Raw genomic sequence first — 18,134 nt, 5'->3', positions numbered from 1 at the left:
TCCCTCACTACTTCCTTAGTTCAGACAGAATTATGTCATTGCAACACCGCTTACGTTCGGCATTCCTACGAATGTCCTGCCTCCTGGTAGCTTGGTTGGCCGCGATGCCGATTGCATTTAGTGCTGATCGCATCTCCATCCTCATGTTGGGCGACGAAGGGCATCACCGCCCCTCGGAGTTCTATCGTCATTTGGCGGGGCCACTGGCCAACGCTGGCATTGATGTAACGTATACTCAAGAAATGTCGGACATCAATGCCGACAACTTGGCCAAGTATGCGGGCTTGATGATTTTCGCGAATACCGAGACCATCGACGATCAGTCGGAGCAAGCGCTGCTGGACTATGTTGCGAAGGGGGGCGGTTTAATTCCTGTCCATTGTGCTTCGTTCTGCTTCTTGAACAGTGACAAGTACGTCGAATTGGTCGGTGCCCAGTTCAAAAGCCATGGCTTCACTCGCTTCTCGACCGAAGTTGTCAAGCCAGACCATGAGATCATGCAAGGCTACCAGGGCTTCAACGCGTATGACGAAAGCTACATGCATGCCAAGCACAATCCGGACAAAGTAGTCTTGGAAGTGCGATCCAAGCAATCGGGGCCTGTCAGCGATCCTGCCGGCGAACCTTACACTTGGGTCCGAACCAGCGGTGAAGGCCGCGTGTTCTACACCGCATGGGGACACAACTATCGGACATGGGCGCATCCTGAATTCCAAAACTTGCTTGTGCGCGGCATCCGCTGGGCGACCAAACACCCTGTCCAGTCAGAACCAGCCGTTGCACCGGAGCCAGCGGTGGCGATGATGGCCAAAGACATTGAGCTGCCGAAGATGGTGCCGCCTTCCTTTGACGAATCGAAGTTCGCCTTCACAGACGTCGGAGCGAAGATCCCTAACTACACACCAGGTGAGAAGTGGGGCACGCAAGGCGAACTGAAGACGCTGATGCAGAATCCTATCCCTGCGGAAGAGTCGTTGACTACCTATACCGTTCCCGAAGGCTTTCAGCTTTCGATCTGGGCCAAAGAGATGGATAAGTACTGGCCCAGCGGTTCTCAACCAGCGACGACATTCGCCGGATTGGGTGGGAAGCCCATCGCGATGAATTGGGACGACCGGGGCCGACTGTGGGTTTGTGAGACCACGGACTATCCCAATAATCTCGAGTCGCGAGGCCGCGGCTCTGACCGCATCCGTATCTGTGAAGACACCAATGGTGACGGGCATGCGGACAAGTTCACGATCTTTGCTGAGAAGCTGAGTATCCCGACAACGTTGGTTTGTTACCGCGGTGGCGTGATTGTGCAAGATGGTCAAACGACGGTCTATTTGAAGGACACTGATGGCGACGATAAAGCGGACTTCCGCCAAGAGTTGATTACCGGCTGGGCCTTGGGGGACACACATGGTGGCGTCAGCAATTTTCACTACGGTCCCGACAATTGGATTTGGGGCATGCAAGGGTACAACAACTCGCAACCTGTGATCAACGGTGTGGCCCAGCAGCGTTTCCGTCAAGGCTTCTGGCGATTCGCAGTCGACTTGGGACCTGCCGACGAAACAGCACCTGCATACGCGATCGACCAAGCGACCGGGAATGCCGACAACACGCCAACAACAACTTTTAACAAACACACGATTCGTGTATCGGCTTTAGAGTTCGTACGTGCGACCAACAATAACACCTGGGGCTTGGGCTTCAGCGAGGAAGGCTACGTCTTTGGTTCTACTGCCAACAACTGCCCGAGCGTGCACATGGCGATCCCAAATCGCTATTACGATAACGTCGCCGGTTGGTCACCTAAGACCTTGGAACAGATTTCCGACAACTCGAACTTTCGCCCCATCGACAACGAGATCCGTCAAGTCGACGTGCACGGTGGCTACACAGCCGGAGCGGGACATGCTGTCTATACAGCGCGGACTTATCCCAAAGATTGGTGGAACCGCATGGGATTTGTGTGTGGCCCCACCGGTCACTTGGTAGGTTCATTTGTGCTGCAACGACGTGGCGCGGGCTATCAAAGCCATAACTCATTTAACCTAGTCGCCAGTGTCGATGACTGGACAGCACCGATCATGGCCGAAGTCGGGCCAGACGGCAATGTCTGGGTTCTAGATTGGTACAACTACATCGTCCAGCACAATCCGGTTCCGAACGGTTTCGAAAATGGTCGCGGAAACGCTTACGAAAGTGACCTACGCGACAAACGCTTCGGTCGCATCTACCGCGTGGTGCATGGTGAAGAAACCGCCGACGCGTCGGCTATGAATTTGGGTGCCGCTAGCACAGCCCAGTTGGTTGAAGTACTTGGCCACAGCAACATGTTTTGGCGGAAAACCGCACAGCGATTGCTGATCGAACGAGCTGCGACGGATGCGAATACTTTGGCCAAACTGCAAAGCTTGGTCGCGGACGCGTCGATCGACGAAATCGGATTGAACCCTGCCGCGATGCACGCGATCTGGACCTTGTCTGGATTGGCAAAATCAAGTGGCGGTGACGCAGTGGCTGAAGCTCTTGAAGCGGCTTGCAAGTTGGGCTTCCAACACCAATCGGGGCCAGTCCGTCATGCGGCTGTTATGAATTGTCCCGCGGAATTAGTAAGCCAAGCGGTTCAAGCTGGTTTGGCAAACGATCGCGATGCCAAAGTTCAACTCGCCGTGCTGCTGCGAATTGCGGATGGGCAAACGGAAGAGGCAATTGCGGCCGAGAAACTAGCTGCGCTAGCCACTGGCGTCAACTCGGTAGTTCAAGACGACCTGCTCATTGACGCTTGGACCGCGGCCGCCGCTACGCAACCGATCGATACGTTAGTCGCTTTAGCGGCCAATAAATCGTGGACGCCCAGTGTCATGCTGAATCGCGTGGCGGTACTGGCTGAACATGTCGCTCGCGGTAATCCAACGGCTTCTGACATTGAGAAACTGCTGGCGATGGAACCTAACTCCAACGTCGCGATCAGTGTTTGGCAAGGCATAGCGAAAGGCTGGCCCCGTGATTACCGCGTTGCCATTTCCAAAGACGCTCAAGCTCAACTTCGCGAGCGATTCTTGGCCGCGGAAGTAGACGTCCAAGCGAAAGCGGCCGTGTTGGCTTTGGCTGACAAATGGGGAATCGAAAATCTTGCAGATATCGTCGAAGGGATTCAAGAAAGTCTGTTCGAAGTTGCGATGGATAGCTCCGCCAGCGACACGCAACGAGCTGCCGCGTTTTCGCAAGCGATCCTACTGGCTCCAGCTTCGCCTGCAATTGTGGATATCATTGAAGAGTTCTTGGTCCCACAATTGCCAAGCTCGGTTGCTGCCGCTGCCATCACTGCCCTGAAAGACGCGCGAGCCGAAGGCTTGACCGATGCTCTGTTGGAGCAACGTTCGAAACTCACGCCTCAAATGACAGGTCGCGTGCTGACCATGTTGCTGGGACGTACCGAGACGACCAAGGAATTGTTGGCGGCGATCGCTGCTGGCAAAGTTCAATTTACCGACCTGCAGTTAGACCAACGCCAGGCCTTGCTCAGCCATCCTGATAAGCAAGTCGCCGCGATGGCCGCCGAACTAATGAAGTCGCGCGGAGCGACCGTGACCACCAACCGTCAAGGCGTGGTGGACGACTGGATGCCCGTTACCAACATGCCCGGCGACGTCGATCGTGGATTAGCAATGTACAAGAAGCATTGTGCCTTGTGCCATGTGCATGGTGAAATCGGTGTTTCCGTTGGTCCGAATCTGACTGGCATGGCGGTCCATCCGAAGGCGGAGCTGTTGGTGCATATTCTCGATCCGTCGCGCAGTGTGGAAGGCAACTTCCGAACCTACCAGATCCTCACCCAAGAGGGCGGAGTGTTGACCGGTATGCTGGTGGGCGAATCTCAGAATTCGATTCGTATCGTCGATAGCCAAGCCAAGGAGCAACAGGTTCTGCGTTCGGACATTGAAGCGATGAATGCATCGACCAAGTCGTTGATGCCAGAAGGCTTCGAAAGCTTGATGAGCAAACAGGAGTTCGCAGACTTGCTGACGTTCCTGACCAACCGCGGTCAGTACACGCCCGTGCCACTGGCAGGCGCGGCGACCACCAGCAGTGGTATGGGATTGTTCTTTAATCGTGACAACAAAGAAGAACGCATCCTGTTCAAAGAGTGGGGAATGAAGAAGTTTGGCGAAGTGCCCTTTATGGTCGAGGATCCACAAGATGGGCAACGCGCAAACATTATTATGTTACGCAGCCAAAGCGGTGCCGTCGCAGCGACGCTGCCGACTCAAACCAGTTTGCCAATTGCTGGCCACGTGTCTGCCATCCACTTGTTGGGTGGCATCGCGGGCTGGGGGTACCCCGCGATCCGCCAAGAGAGTACCAGCTTGATCGTTCGCTGCGTTTATGAAGACGGGACAAAGGTCGACCATCCGCTGCGAAACGGCAAAGAGATTGCAGACTATATTTCGAAGGTGGATGTGCCTGGCTCGGAGTATGCGTTCGACGCTTCCGGCCGACAAGTTCGCTACCTGAAGATCCCGATTGACAGCAGCAAGCCGCTGACGTCGATCGACTTCGTCAAAGGTGGCGACGGCACCGCACCGATTGTATTTGCGGTAACGATCGAATCGGCTGGTAGCGGCCATTAAGCCGGCGTGATTTACGCTAACTAGATTTAGTTAACCATCAGGGCATTGACGTCGGGACCGACATCAATGCCCTTTTTGTCTTGTGAGCCGCAGGGCGATAGCCCCGGTTGTCAGGGTTCGCCATTTGGCGATAGCCCCGGTTGTCAGGGTTCGCCATTTGGCAATAGCCCCGGTTGTCAGGGTTCACCGCCGGGTGATAGCCCTGTTTGTCTTGTGAGCCGCAGGGCAATAGCCCCGGTTGTCAAGTTCGCCACCACAAGAACCAGGGCTATCGCCCTGCGGCTAATCGAGGTGTGAGCGGATACGTTTCTTCAGCTCGATCAGCGATTGGCGGCGGTGTTGGTGGCCGCGCGGCTCTTAAAGTCATTCTCACACGCTGGCTGGTATTGAAAAAGGTTTTGAACACATCAAAAATGTTTTTCGTACTGCATACCTACGGCAGGAAAACTGACTGGCAAGCGATTTGCTGGCAGGTTTTGCTGTCGCTTAAGACTGTCAAAATCTATTCCTTGATTGGGGACCCGTGCAAATGCAATCTCAAGCTGCTTCGAAAAAATGGTTTCGACTCGGACTATTAGCAGCCGCTGTTTCAGCGCCAGTAGCTTTACTTAGCTTAAACGATACCGCTTCTGGACCTTCGCTCGTTTACGCTCAGCAGTCCGCCACCGCACAGCAAATACGCTCTGCCAACGATACCGAGGCGATCAGTCACGCTGAATCACTGTCTGTTGCCATCCGCAATGTCGCCAAATCCGCGAAGCCGTCGGTGGTCAGCATCACTTCGCTGGTGGAAGTGCGTCAGCGTCCGTCGCGTCGTGGCGGAGATTCCTTCGGCGGTTTCGGTGGCTTTGGACAGTTACCTGACGGTTTGCCCGAGGAGCTCTACCAATTCTTTGGCCGGGGTGGGCTGCCCGAGCAGTTTGGCGAGCGAGCTCAGCCTCGCAACCCTCGCCAGAATGATCCAGAAGAATTTGGCCAAGGGCAAATGCAGATTCGGCCTCGCGGCGAAGGGTCCGGCGTGATTGTCAGCGAAGACGGCTACATTCTCACCAATAATCACGTCGTCGAGAATTCAAGCCAAATTCGGATTAAGCTGAGCGATGACCGTGAGTTCGAGGCCAAGGTGGTTGGTACCGATCCAAAAAGCGATCTGGCTGTCATCAAAATCGAAGCGACCGGTTTAGTTCCGGCCATTATCGGTGATTCCAACAAGGTCGATGTCGGCGATTGGGTCATTGCCATCGGTTCGCCTTTTGGTCTTTCGCAGACCGTCACTGCGGGCATTGTCAGCGCGACCAACCGCGTGGACTTCGGCATCACTGACTACGACGATTTCATTCAAACCGACGCAGCGATCAATCCTGGCAATAGCGGTGGGCCGTTGCTGAATATTCGAGGCGAAGTGATCGGCATCAATACGGCGATTGTTTCGCGTGGGGGCGGCTTTAATGGGATTGGATTCGCGATACCGGCATCGGTTGTGGATCGTGTGATGGGCGACATTTTGAAGGAAGGTCACGTGGTCCGCGGCTTCTTGGGGGCTGGTATCAGCGAACGAGAAGACATGTATGACAAGTTCAAAGTCGACAAGTCGGTCAAAGGCGTGGTCATCATTGCCACTGCGCCAGGGGGGCCCGCTGAGAAGGCAGGCATTCAAGTCGGCGATATCGTGACTTCGGTTGATGGCACTGAGATGCGTTCGTCGGACAAGTTACGTCGCTATATCGCGAACCTGCGACCTGGAACTACTTCACGATTTAGCATTGTTCGCAATGGCAAGTCGCTGGAGGTCAATGTGAAGATCGAAGAACAAACAGATGAGAAGTTGAAGAGCATTGCGTCAGCCGGGCGTTCAGGGGAAGCACTTGGGTTGAAGCTTTCGCCGGTCGATACCGAATTGGCACAAGAGCTCGGATTGCCCGAAGTGGAAGGTTTGCTTGTGGAAGAGGTGAGTGTGGATAGTCCGCTGGCCAAACGAGTGAGACCCGGTGACGTCATCATTGAAATGAATGGCACGCAAGTTCGCACTCCAGAAGAATTGCAAGCCGCGTACGATGCGTCACCTAACCGTGTCCGCATGCTAATTGGCAATGCCAACGCATGGCGAATGGAGCAGTTTACAAAGTAAGCGGGGATGGTTTTCCACACAGACCGTTCGCTTCTACAAGGAAACGCGAGTTACAAAAGTACTCGCGTTTTTTTGTGTACCTGTTTCAACTTCGTTCGTAGTCCCGGCTTCAGGCAGTCTTTGTTCGTAGTCCCGGCTTTAGCCCAATACCACTAAGTTAGCAGGCGAATGGTTTCTGGGAAAGTGTGCGTTGGAGGCGGCAAATTACAGTGTTCGTCGCGTTTTTTGGGCCATTTGCTTTGTGTGCGTTTTATCACTCGTGGATTGAGGCGGTTGCGACGTGGTTCAACTACCTCAAGGCTGATCTGCAAGACCATGTTGCTGTACCATGGCTGGAACAACTTTTGCGAACGCGGAGCTTCTACCAAACACATTCGCAGTACCTTGATCGCACCTGTAAATGATATCCGACGCGGCGACACTCCAGCTTGGACTGCCGCCTCAAGTGCTAACTTGCGAATCACGAAATGTGCTATCAGTAAACCATTGATTTCCTGCACAACCCCGGCCGGACTATGGCTGCGGAGTTTTGGGGAATTGCGAAGATGAGTCTTAGCCTCATCAATAGCAATCTCCTCTTCCCAACGCTCGTGATATAGAACTATCAGTGCCTGGGCTGGGTGCTCATGCTCATCAAGCAGTGTTGTCAGCAAACGATGCGTCTGGCCATGGCCAGTACGCTGAGGGTCATCCAATTTGTATTCGATCACGCGAACGCTTTGGCCGTTACGATCATGGCGCCGGTCATACTCGTTGGCATAGATCTTTGACAGAAACGTTCCGTCGGAAAGCACCTGCATAATTTTGAAACAACGGTTCATTTTCGAACGCCCCAGGAAGTCCGACTTCTGATCAATGACCTGGTTCATTAGTTGGTACGAACAAAAGCCAATGTCGAACAAAAGTAGACTTTTCTCTGGCAATTTTCGATAAACGTGTTTCGCCATGGTCGCTTCGCCACATCGCATTGGCTTAATAAGAAAGTTGATAAAGACGTGCGAGCCCACTTCGCAAAGTGCGATGATCCTGGCTTGTGGAAACGCACCGAAGTCTGTTCCATTTTTGGGCCTTCCGAAAGCACGGCGATTGGCATCACTGTCAGGAAGGTTCAATACAAATCCATCGACCGCCACGAGCCTACGACCTGCGTAAAAGGAATCAGGTGTCTGGCTATCACATAGGCAGTGAACCAACTTCTGGTAGACAAATGCCAAGATTGCAACGCCCAGCCGCACTCGGGCTTGAGTCAGGGCGCTGGATGAGGGCATGAGCCCAATGGAGAATCGGTGCAACCAGCGAAACACGTGTGTGTAGCAATCGTCGCCATATAGCCACAAGGCGATCGTAAACCACACCATCATGTCAGCCGGGCATTTTCGACTGCTTCGTTTTTCGAGCTTGCGACGGCGTACTTCGGCTTTCAGCATGCAACTGCGAACAGTCCTCTTGAGGCAAGTAATTCGCTCATGTGAAAGTAACTTATCTTGCTTTGATTGAGAGATCGTGCGAACATGAGTCATGGCAGCTTCCTTGCTTGGTGATGAAATTCAACACCTCCGATCCTCGCAGGAAGCCTGCCTTTTTGGAATACTAACTTAGCGGTATTGGGCTTTAGCCGGTCTTCGTTCGTAGCTCCCGGCTTCAGCCGGAAGCTCTCTGTGAACACAACCCCATTCCGCCTGAAGGCGGTACTACAGACAGCAGCCGTCCGCCTTCTACACCCTCACTTCGGGAGGGTCGGCCGCGAGTTCCGCGAGCGACCGGGGAGGGGGCAGCATATCAACGCCCTCTCACCAGATGATCCCGCACCTTCTACACCCTCCTTCGGGAGGGTCGGCCGCGAGTACCGCGAGCGACCGGGGAGGGGGCAGCATAACAACGCCCACTCACCAGATAATCCCGCACCTTCTACACCCTCCTTCGGGAGGGTCGGCCGCGAGTTCCGCGAGCGTCCGGGGAGGGGAGCACTATAACAATGCCCACTCACCAGATAATCCCGCACCTTCTACACCCTCCTTCGGGAGGGTCGGCCGCGAGTTCCACGAGCGACCGGGGAGGGGGGCATGTTCGTAGTCCCGCCTTTAGGCGGTCTTCGTTCGTAGTCCCGGCTTTAGCCGGATACTTGCTCTAAACACTCCTCATTCCGCCTAAAGAAGGTACTATAAAACGCCGAAGTTCGCTTTATTGAAGGGCGTTGCGTTGAGATGGTCGTCGTAAATATAAGTGAGAATTGCTATGGATAAACTACTTGCGAATGCTCGCTCGCTGATGCTTGCAACGATCAACGAAGATCAGCAGCCGCACGCCAGTTATGCGCCTTATGTTTTTGTCGACGATCGATTCTATGTGTTCTTGAGCGCTTTGGCCGAGCACACGCGGAATCTGATCAATCATCCTGATTGCCATATCATGGTGATTCAGGACGAAGCGGTTGCCAAGAATGTGTTTGCTCGAGAGCGATTAAGCGTACGCTGCCAAGCCGCTGTGATCGATCGCAACGAGCCGCAGTTTGGGCTAGTGATGCAAGCGATGCGAGATCATCTTGGCCCAACGATGGAGATGTTATCGACGTTGTCAGACTTTCAGCTTTTTGAGCTCAGGCCTGGTCGTGGGTTGCTCGTAACTGGCTTTGCTCAAGCGACGCCGGTTCAGTTTGGTGACGGCTGAAGTGCCGTCCGTCCTCTACACCCTCCTTCGGGAGGGTCGGCCGCGAGTACCGTGTTCGTAGTCCCGGCTTCAGCCGGTCTTCGTTCGTAGTCCCGGCTTCAGCCGGAAGCTCGCTGTAAACACAATCCCATTCCGCCTGAAGGCGGTACAACGAACATCCCTGCGGTCGGAGCCGCAGGGCCACTCCAAGAACCAAGCCCCTCTTCGTTTAACCGTCAGCCGCTAGGCGTACGCGTTCTCTTCACTCTCCCTCTGGGAGAGTCGCCGCAGGCGGAGAGGGTCGTAGGCCGGTAACAAGCAAAGCCCACCCCGCGCCGGAACTTCGGTAGCTTGAACCCATTTAACATCACTAACCCAATCGTGATTAATCGATTGGCTTTGCGCAGTTCCGGCAATTAGGGAAGCGACCTTGTTACCGGCCTACGTAGAGCAGCCGTCCGCCTTCTTCACCCTCCCAACTTGGGAGGGTCGGCCGCGAGTTCCGCGAGCGTCCGGGGAGGGGGGCACATGTTCGTAGCTGCGTCGTCGCAACTAACTGCAGACGACAGCCTTCGACCTACGCCGTAGATACATCGCGCCCGCCGAACATGCGATCAAAGCGATCGACGCTGGTTCTGGAATCGCGGTGACATTAAGCGTTGCTCCAACATAGGAAACATCGACTTGACTAAACAAGCTTTCGCCTAGCGATGAGCTTTGGAATCCGCCCGGTGCAGACAACGTCAAGAAGTAGTCACCTGCCGCAGCAAGTTCTGTCTCCAAGCTCAAAGTGCCCAGGAAGATGCTATTGGCTGCTGCCGAACCCGTGTTGGGACCGATCACCGTTTGATGTGGTTCGGCGACATAGATTGGTGAAACTGTCCCAGTCACCGCGTTGAACGGAGCCAAACCTACGAAGCGAGCTTTTGCGGTAGGCGTTACGACCACGTTGTCAAGATCATCAAGAAAACCGGATTCATTCGTCTGATTAGATAAGTCCGGTCCATAAACGAACGCAGTTGGATCGCCCGGCAGAACATCACGTTGAGCGTTACCATTAAGGGTATCACTGACCGCAAGTTCGAAGAAGAAGCTGCCCAGTCCGCGAGTCGTACTGCCAGAACTGAGTCGGAAGTCGCCTAGTAAGCCGTTGCTAGGATCAACGCCAGTTTGCGTCATGTAGACGTCAAGTGTCACAGTGCTTCCGGCGACGGCCGACACATTCGTCACGCCGATGGCACCGTTTTGCCCGAACTGAATGATGAGTGCGGCTTGGGATTGAGAGCTGGATAGTAACGCAAAGCTAATGCAAAAGAAACTCAACAGCGATCGGTACATGATGTTGCCAGAATGGGATATGAATTCGAAGGCCGCTATTCACGGCTTTGCATACTATAGACAGAGCCACGCAGCGAATCCAGCACCCGGGCCGTTGAAAACGCAAGAAACCGCTTCAACCGGAACGTTCCGCAGTGGGGGGGGGAGTGGTTCTTGGTTCTTGGTTTCTTCACCCTCCTGCGGGAGGGTCGGCCGCGAGTACCGCGAGCGACCGGGGAGGGGGGGCCGATGTTCGTAGTCCCGGCTTCAGCCGGTCTTCGTTCGTAGTTCCCGGCTTCAGCCGGAAGCTCGCTGTAAACACAACCTCATTCCGCCTGAAGGCGGTACTACGAACAGCAGCCGTAGGCCTTCTTCACCCTCCTGCGGGAGGGTCGGCCGCGAGTACCGCGAGCGACCGGGGAGGGGGGGGCCGATGTTCGTAGTCCCGGCTTCAGCCGGTCTTCGTTCGTAGTTCCCGGCTTCAGCCGGATGCTCTGTGTAAACGCAACCTCACTCCGCCTGAAGGCGGTACTACGAACAGCAGCCGTCGGCCTTCTTCACCCTCCCGCGGGAGGGTCGGCCGCGAGTGCCGCGAGCGACCGGGGAGGGGGCAATCAACGCGAGCACACTGATTGATCTCGCATCATTTTCGTTTAACCGCGAGCCCAGCGGGCCGCGTTGCCAATGCTGGATACAACCAACGCGGGGCGATGCCCACGCGGTTAAACGATGATGCGCCTCGCTCGTAGGCCCGCCTTTAGGCGGTCTTGGTGTGCATGATTGCGAATGCACTTCCGCCTGAAGGCGGTACTACAAACAGACCGCCACCACCGGACCTACTCAGATGAGGCCGCGTTGCCACTACCCCTGATTCTCGATCTTGTCGTAGTAATTCGACTTCATGCTATCGTAATAGCGACCATAGCCATTGTTGCTACCGTAGCCGTAACCATATCCATATCGATACCCGTAGCGTCCGTAGTCACTGTAGTACGGATTGTTGTCAACGCCATTGACGATAATCCCCAGCATCCGGGCATTCACCATATCCAATTGCTCCTTCGCTTTCTGAGCCGCGACAATGACACCGCGACGGATGCGAATTACCAGGACTACACCATCGGTAAAGGAACTCATCCCAATTGCGTCCGCCACCGGCAGCAGGGGGGGGGAATCGATCAAGACGAAATCAAATTCACGCCGCAGCTTAATCAGCAAATCCTCGAATCTCGCGCTAGAAACTAACTCGCCAGGATTCTTGGGATATCCTCCCGAAGTGAGAATGTTTAAACCTGGCATGGCAGCCACGGGGCGGGTCACATCCTCTAAAGCGGAACCCTCATCCAAATGTTGCAACGTCCCCGGCTTCATATCTGTCTCAAAGATTTGATGCACGCGAGGGCGACGGAAGTCGCCGTCCACCAGCAGGACCTTACGTCCCATTTGTGACAACGACACCGCTAGATTCGCCGCCATCGTCGATTTACCATCACCGGGCGAGGCGCTGGTAATGATGAAGACTTTGCCTTGCGTTTTGCCGGCAGCGAAGACCAACGACGTACGTATGGATCGGAATGCCTCGGAAGCAACCGAATTAGAGCGATGCAGTGTAATCAGCGACGCAGCCCGGTCTTTCGTCTTCTTGATATCACGAATCACAGGCACTTTGCCCATCACAGGCGTTCTCAGCGTAGCTGCAATTTCCTGCGGGTTACGGAAAGACTGGTCGGACCAATCGATCAAGAAGGCTAGTCCAAAACCCAACATGCTAGCCAGCACGACACCGATTCCAACGTATTTGATCAAACTGGGAGCGATGGGGTATCCAAGCCCAGGTGGGTCGATCACACGTACTTTCGTGTAGGTATAATTACCGGCAAGGACATTCATTTCTGCCAAGCGATCCAAGACTTCACGGATTGATTGACGCTTGTCATCGATTTGATTCTTCAAAATGTTTAGCTCGGTCAAATCCGCCGAAATGGAAGCTGCCATTTGTTCGGCATCCAAAAGGCGCTGCGAATTGATTCGCACAGATTCATTCAACTGGTCGCGATCGCGTCGCAGCGCCAGAGCGTACAGCCGAATCGCTTCACCGTCATTTTCGCGATTCAGTTCCTCGATTGTGCGGATAGGTTTCTTATCATTGTTCTCGCCCGCAATACGCATCGCTTCGTCGTCCAACTTCTCCAGTTCGCGCCGCAACACGACTAGTTGTTCTTTTCGCGATACCATGTCAGCTTCGATCGTGCGTACCATGAAGTGGCGTGAACCATATCGGCCGGCGATGCGTGACAGATCCAGTTCTCGATCTTGGATCGAATACTCCAATTCATCGATTTGCTTTACCTTGCGCTGGTACTCGCGCTGCATCTCCAGAGGCAATGATTTGAATAAATCGCTTTCGCCAATCATTCCCGATGCATTGGCATTGTTGCTAGTTGGTAATTGCAAGTAACGTCTTGCCTCGACCGCTAGCAACTTGGTCGTTTCGTCGGTCTTCTTGTCATCGCGTTCAAAGTCCAGTAACGATTGGATACGTTTTTGGATGTCTTCCAACTCTTGCGTAGAATCTTCCTGCAATTTGGTGAGCGTACGGATCTTGTCGGCAAAAGGGTTGGCAATTTGCTCGGTAGAGTTCGCTTCCGTCAGCCCCAGTTTTTTGAAGAGAGCAAAATAACGATCTTCCGCAGCACTCTTTTCCGCTTCCAATTTTTCCCGCATGGTCTCCATGACGACCACCGAATCCTTACCGACATCCACCGAATCTTGCGCTATGATCGATTCATAAGCGGTCACAATTTGCGCGAGCATCCTGGGCAGGTCTTCCGCGTTCGGACCAGTGACCGTCAAATCTAGTGCATCGGCAGATTCAGCAACACTTCGCACTTTGACATTCTGCTTCATGTAACCCACGGGCGAAGTATCGATGAGCGTATCCAGTTTGTCCAGTTGGCCATTCCGCACCGCACTGGACAATACCAAGTCGCTCACAATCAAGCTTTGATGTTTTGGCAGCGAGACCTTTTGCATTAAGGCATCTCCGTTGACCAGCATTGGCGGCGACTGGGTCCAGATCATCAAACGCAGACCAGATTGGTACGTCGTTGGCGTTTGCGCATAGATAAGGTAAGCAACAGCAGCCCCGATCAAAGCAAACAAAACCAAAATCCATTTTCTACGCCAAGCGATTCCCAAATAGTCGATGCCAGGGGCTGCCGGTTGTTCTTGATCGACATGGTCATCCCACATGGGTGTGGCTGATGGCCGCATGGGCATATCAGGACGCTGTAGTTCGTAATCGGAGGAAGATTGGATTAGCGACATTATAAGCGAGAGAAGTGGTGTTGTTGATTAGCAAAGCAACGTGCACTGGTCAAATCGGTACACGGCAGGCTTATTCGAGTGTTCGAGACCAGTACTTTAAACAGTCCTGCTAGCGATCGCCCAACCGAGAAAACATCGTTTGAGTAGTATGCCGAGCAGAAACCTTGCAAGCTAGTTTAAGGCAAACTCAGCCACATATACAGAAGTAAACGCAAAAGAAAATCCGCTTTAACCGGCACGAATCCGAATTTAACGTTTGAGACAGGCAATCTCTCATCGCTTTGAAAATCGGTTACACAAGGTTTAGCGGGCTTTTTGTACAGCGGGCCACGCTCTTGGTATTAGCCGCAACGCGTAGCGAGCGAGCGCCTCTTCACCCTCCCGATTCGGGAGGGGCGGCCGCAGGCGGAGAGGGCCGCAGGCGGAGAGGGGCCGTAGGCCGGAACAAGCAAAGCCCTCCCAACGCCGGAACTTCGGTCGCTTGATACACGTCAAAGTCACTAACTCAAGCGGACGTTAATCGATTGGCTTTGCGCAGTTCCGGCAATTAGGGAAGCGACCTTGTTACCGGCCTACGTAGAGCAGCCGTCCGCCCTCTTCACCCTCCTTCGGGAGGGGCGGCCGCGAGTTCCACGAGCGACCGGGGAGGGCGCATGTTCGTAGTCCCGCCTTTAGGCGGTCTTCGTTCGTAGTCCCGCCTTTAGGCGGTCTTCGTTCTTAGTCCCGGCTTCAGCCGGAAGCTCGCTGTAAACACAACCCCATTCCGCCTGAAGGCGGTACTACAAACATCCCTGCGGTCGGAGCCGCAAGGCCACTCCAAGAACCAACCCCCTCTTCGTTTAACCGTCAGCCGCCAAGCGTACGCGTTTCTTCACTCTCCCTCCGGGAGAGTCGCCGCAGGCGGAGAGGGTCGTAGGCGGAGAGGGGCGTAGGCCAGAAGAAGCAAAGCCCACCCCGCGCCGGAACATCGGTCGCTTGAACCCATTTAACATCACTAACCCAATCGTCATTGATCGATTGGCTTTGCGCAGTTCCGGCAACAACATCGCGACCTTGTTACCGGCCTACGAAGATCAAGCGTCAGCTCTTTTCACCCTCCTTCGGGAGGGTCGGCCGCGAGTACCGCGAGCGACCGGGGAGGGCGCATGTTCGTAGTCCCGCCTTTAGGCGGTCTTCGTTCGTAGTCCCGGCTTCAGCCGGAAGCTCGCTGTAAACACAACCTCATTCCGCCTGAAGGCGGTACTACGAACATCCCTGCGGTCGGAGCCGCAGGGCCACTCCAAGAACCAACCCCCTCTTCGTTTAACCGTCAGCCGCCAAGCGTACGCGTTTCTTCACTCTCCCTCCGGGAGAGTCGCCGCAGGCGGAGAGGGGCCGCAGGCGGAGAGTCGCCGCAGGCGGAGAGGGGCCGCAGGCGGAGAGTCGCCGCAGGCGGAGAGGGCCGCAGGCGGAGAGGGGCAGTTAGAAGCCAGGGAGAGGAAAGTAAATAGTGGACTTTCCATGCGGGCGGAGCCGCATGGGCACGGTTTAACCCGCACGCTGCGGCTTGAAGTTGAAGTTGAAGTTGAAGTTGAAGTTGAAGTTGAAGTTGAAGTTGAAGTTGAAGTGCCAGCACGCGATGCATTGCGGATCATGGCGTTGACTTGTCTAATCTGGCTTGCACTTCAGCCATCGCACGCAATGCACTCTCCATCTTCGGATTGGCCTTCAAAGCGATCTCCAAATCCAAGGCCGCACTCTCCCACTTCTCCATCCGAATCAAAATCTGTGCCCGCGTGTCCCGCGCATGCATGTCACCAGGGTTCAACAACACCGCTTGGTCGGCCGCTTGCAAAGCGGCCGCAAGCTCGTCCGGAAAACCTTGCGAAATGACAAACGCCAAATTATTCCATGCCACTTGCAGCTCGGGGTCCAAGCCAACCGCCTGCTCCAAAAAACGACGCGCTTTCTCATAGCTCTGCAGCGACGCGGCCGACGATCCAAAAAACTCTAGCATCGCTGCTGGCAAGTTCGGCTGGCTCTCCAACTGCCGAATCATCTCAGTCGCTTTCCGATCCCCCTTCTGGCTGGCCAAAAACAACGTACGAAGTCGTTCAACAAACTGAGGGAATAACGCTTGGTCATTCATCGTCGCGCCTTCCACAAACAATCGCGCCAGCTCCGGAAACTCCGTACTGCTGCCTGCCACCAAACGACGATCGAAACGAGCCAGACGCATTGCCATCAGGGCATTCTTGGCGTTGACATCGTCGGGATACTTACCGACCCACTTCTCTGCTACGTCTTCTGCTTCGTTGGTACGCTGCAACATCATTTCCGAGAGAAACCACATTTGGAACGCTTGGCTATCGGCGGTCAATTGCAACTTCGGATTTTTAGCCATCAGTTTGGAAACCGCCGCCGCGTCCGTTTTGGCAGCATCCGAATCACCCGATTGCAGATCCAATTGCAGACGCATCAGTGCCGCTGGCAAATGTTCATTGCGTTTGGAGACCAGTGTCTGTCTCGCGTCATCCCGGCGGCCCAACGTTGTAAAAGCAAGTGCTCGCAAGACCGACAGCTCGACCGAATCCGCACCCAACTCTTGCAAACGGTCCAGATGAGCGATCGCTTGCTCGCAGCGCTGCGGGATTGGCAGAGACAACTTCTCTTGATCAAAGGGAGCTTGCCCCAGCAGATGCATCGCCAACCAAAAGTGAGCCGCCGGGATCCCCGCTTTATCCAGCGGCGCAAGGCGACCAACCAAGGCGAACGCCTCGTCGATTTGCCCGGCCTTCAGCATCTCTGCCGCGCGTTTCAATTCGAATTGATCAACCGAGGTGCCTAACTGTTGCAGCTTCTGTTGATACAGTCCCGCCGTCGCAAAGTCTTGAGCCTCGAGTGCTTGTTGCAGCGCCTTCTGATAGCGTTTGGTGATCCGCGGCTTATCCTGACTGCTTACACTAAAGACGATATAGCCCAGTCCGCCGACCAGCAGCAGCATGGGGAGCGCGAACCAGATCAACCGCCGGGAGCGCGTGCGATAGAAAGCACCCAAGAACCCGAAGAACGCGTTGAACGGATAAGCGGCCAGCCAAGCTAGCCATCCCAGCCCCAACACGATCGGTTTGACGACTGGGTCCAAGTTTAATTTCGAAAACGGCCAAGCGATCGCTAGCCACAGCCAGCGGAACGGGGTACCGAGTGCGTACAGGAATCTTGATAAGGCGGAATCCGCCGACTCGGTCGCTTGGACACCGCGAAATAGCACCGCGACGACTGAGCCGAAGAAATGTTCAAACGGAGCGGTCAGGAACCGGAATACTCGTCCAAAGCGATCAACGGTGCGAAAGAAAGAGTAAGAGATTTTTTCGCCCAGCGTCAGTTGGTCATCATCCTCGACATAACGACGCGAGTTGCGAAGAGTTGATTTGCGAGGTCCGAAAGCTTTCGCCACCAGCCAAGCCAGCGAGCGTTCGATGGGCGAGACGAATACTCTCAGGAGATAGCCACATGCATCGATGAAGCGAAACAAGCGGCGTAGGAGTCGTTCGGTCAGACTTGGCTTCTCGTCAGAGTAAGGCATGTGCGATCGCCGTGTATTGATGACCAAGATATAAAAGTTAACACAGTTTATATTGCCTCACAAAAGAAGCCAGCCGAATTTCATCAGCCGCCACGCGCAGTCCTGGAGTGAGGCGAAGCGTCTGGTTCCAGGCTCTGCCTGGAATCATGCCTCGGAGGCTCTGCCTCCCTGAAGTCACTGTAGTGAGGCGGAGCGTCTGGTTCCAGGCTCTGCCTGGAATCAATCTTCGGAGGCTCTGCCTCCCTGCATCTCTAATCTCAACGAGCAGAGTCGCTGAGCTACTGTGCCCATGCGGCTCCGCCCGCATGGACTCCCTCAGCGAGCAGAGTCGCTGAGCTAGATTCACTCTCCCGCCGGGAGAGTCGCCGCAGGCGGAGAGGGGCATCTGGTTGCACGCCCCTCGCTCGTAGTCCCGCCTTTAGGCGGTCTTTCCTCGGAGGCTCTGCCTCCCCTACTGACGCCATGGTTGTAGTGAGGCGGAGCCTCATTGTTTGCATTCTAGGCAGAGCCTAGAACGAGTAGACAT

At 54.8% G+C, this 18,134-nt stretch carries 7 protein-coding genes; 3 read left to right on the top strand and 4 right to left on the bottom strand.

Annotation, left to right across the window (positions count from 1 at the left end; genetic code table 11):
• The first annotated feature begins 32 nt into the window (after positions 1 to 32).
• Both SH302x_RS19320 and SH302x_RS19315 read left to right on the top strand, forming a co-directional pair.
• Complete coding sequence (locus SH302x_RS19320) at positions 33 to 4,625, top strand: PVC-type heme-binding CxxCH protein (RefSeq protein ID WP_479364190.1); 4,593 nt, start codon at positions 33 to 35, stop codon at positions 4,623 to 4,625.
• A gap of 529 nt (positions 4,626 to 5,154) precedes the next feature.
• Positions 5,155 to 6,753: a Do family serine endopeptidase gene (locus SH302x_RS19315; protein ID WP_479364188.1), complete on the top strand. Its 1,599-nt coding sequence runs from the start codon at positions 5,155 to 5,157 to the stop codon at positions 6,751 to 6,753.
• 152 nt (positions 6,754 to 6,905) lie between these two features.
• Here SH302x_RS19315 and SH302x_RS19310 read toward each other — a convergent pair whose 3' ends face one another.
• Positions 6,906 to 8,273, bottom strand: coding sequence for an IS4 family transposase (locus SH302x_RS19310; RefSeq protein ID WP_479364187.1), 1,368 nt, complete (start codon positions 8,271 to 8,273; stop codon positions 6,906 to 6,908).
• A 715-nt stretch (positions 8,274 to 8,988) separates the two neighbouring features.
• On the opposite strand from SH302x_RS19310, the gene SH302x_RS19305 reads away from it, so the two are divergent.
• On the top strand, positions 8,989 to 9,420 hold the full coding sequence (locus SH302x_RS19305) for a HugZ family pyridoxamine 5'-phosphate oxidase (RefSeq protein WP_479364185.1): 432 nt from the start codon (positions 8,989 to 8,991) through the stop codon (positions 9,418 to 9,420).
• Between the two features lie 531 nt (positions 9,421 to 9,951).
• Here SH302x_RS19305 and SH302x_RS19300 read toward each other — a convergent pair.
• The 3 genes from SH302x_RS19300 to SH302x_RS19290 form a co-directional block, all read right to left on the bottom strand.
• The gene (locus SH302x_RS19300) at positions 9,952 to 10,737 is read right to left on the bottom strand and encodes a PEP-CTERM sorting domain-containing protein (protein ID WP_479364184.1); all 786 of its coding nucleotides are present in this window, start codon (positions 10,735 to 10,737) and stop codon (positions 9,952 to 9,954) included.
• Between the two features lie 840 nt (positions 10,738 to 11,577).
• On the bottom strand, positions 11,578 to 14,043 hold the full coding sequence (locus SH302x_RS19295; protein ID WP_479364183.1) for a polysaccharide biosynthesis tyrosine autokinase: 2,466 nt from the start codon (positions 14,041 to 14,043) through the stop codon (positions 11,578 to 11,580).
• Between the two features lie 1,630 nt (positions 14,044 to 15,673).
• A complete protein-coding gene (locus SH302x_RS19290) occupies positions 15,674 to 17,608 on the bottom strand; it encodes a tetratricopeptide repeat protein (protein WP_479364181.1) in 1,935 nt (644 codons plus the stop codon).
• Between the last annotated feature and the right edge of the window lie 526 nt (positions 17,609 to 18,134).

This window comes from Njordella calcicola (assembly GCF_056494125.1).
The sequence above is the reverse complement of the archived record's forward strand: the minus strand, read 5'-3'. Positions and strand labels throughout refer to the sequence as shown.

Excerpts from the sequence above, each read along its gene's own strand:
- SH302x_RS19320 (WP_479364190.1), top strand. The coding sequence starts at position 33 with ATGTCATTGCAACACCGCTTACGTTCGGCATTCCTACGAATGTCCTGC.
- SH302x_RS19315 (WP_479364188.1), top strand. The coding sequence starts at position 5,155 with ATGCAATCTCAAGCTGCTTCGAAAAAATGGTTTCGACTCGGACTATTA.
- SH302x_RS19310 (WP_479364187.1), bottom strand. The coding sequence starts at position 8,273 with ATGACTCATGTTCGCACGATCTCTCAATCAAAGCAAGATAAGTTACTT.
- SH302x_RS19305 (WP_479364185.1), top strand. The coding sequence starts at position 8,989 with ATGGATAAACTACTTGCGAATGCTCGCTCGCTGATGCTTGCAACGATC.
- SH302x_RS19300 (WP_479364184.1), bottom strand. The coding sequence starts at position 10,737 with ATGTACCGATCGCTGTTGAGTTTCTTTTGCATTAGCTTTGCGTTACTA.
- SH302x_RS19295 (WP_479364183.1), bottom strand. The coding sequence starts at position 14,043 with ATGTCGCTAATCCAATCTTCCTCCGATTACGAACTACAGCGTCCTGAT.
- SH302x_RS19290 (WP_479364181.1), bottom strand. The coding sequence starts at position 17,608 with ATGCCTTACTCTGACGAGAAGCCAAGTCTGACCGAACGACTCCTACGC.